1 protein-coding gene is annotated in these 831 nt (G+C 69.0%); it reads right to left on the bottom strand.

Annotated features, from left to right (window positions below):
• On the bottom strand, positions 1-831 hold an 831-nt coding region (locus tag AVMA1855_RS26545), incomplete at both ends, for a TraG/VirB4 family ATPase (protein ID WP_284428012.1).

Here is an 831-nt window from a genome sequence, read left to right on the forward strand (position 1 = left end):
AGCGCACGGACGCGCGGATGATCGCCCGCGAGACGAGGTAGCGGTCGGCGCGGCCCATGCGGGCGACCTCCTGCTCCTCGCCGCCGGTGATCATCATGATGGCGGCGATCAGCATCTCCCCCAGCAGGTCGCGCCGCTGCGTCCCGTCGTCATCCTGGTCTTCGTCGGGCGAGGCCTCGGTCTGCTTGGCCGCCTGCGCGCCCACCGGACTCTCGTGCGCTTCACCGATCAGAATGTCGATGCCCTCGTCGTCCGGCACGCCGGCGTTGACCCGGGCCTGCTGCTCAGCGGCGTTGTAGGAGGACATGACGTCGGGATCGTCCAGCAGCCGCAGGGCATGCACGAAGGGCGGCAGCGACACGTCCGCTTCGCTGGTGAGCGTGACATGGTGGATGGACAGGCCCATGCCCTTGAAATACGCGAGCAGCAGCTCGAAGGAGCGGCCCGCGTCCACGATCACCAGGCGCGGCTTGTGGATGGCCATGGTCATCATGGCCAGGTAGTTCAGCGTGGCCGACTTGCCCGCGCCCGTAGGGCCCAGCACGAGCATGTGGGCGTTTTTCTTGCGGTCCCGCCGGTTCAGCGGATCGACCCAGAGCGGCTCGCCGCCGCGGTTCCAGAACCACATGCCCGGGTGGGGAGTCCCGCGCGCCCGTCCATACACGGGCAGCAGCGCGGCGGCGTGGGAGGCGAAGGTCAGGCGCGAGCGGCGCAACGCCCGGTTGTCGAAGGCCGGATCGAAGTTGAAGGGCAGCCCACGCATGAAGGTGTCCAGGGGCACCAGGTCGTGCCTGGAATCGATGAACCGCAGGCCCGAGGGCACGAGCAGCG

The organism is Acidovorax sp. SUPP1855 (genome assembly GCF_030158955.1).
Classification (GTDB): domain Bacteria; phylum Pseudomonadota; class Gammaproteobacteria; order Burkholderiales; family Burkholderiaceae_C; genus Paracidovorax.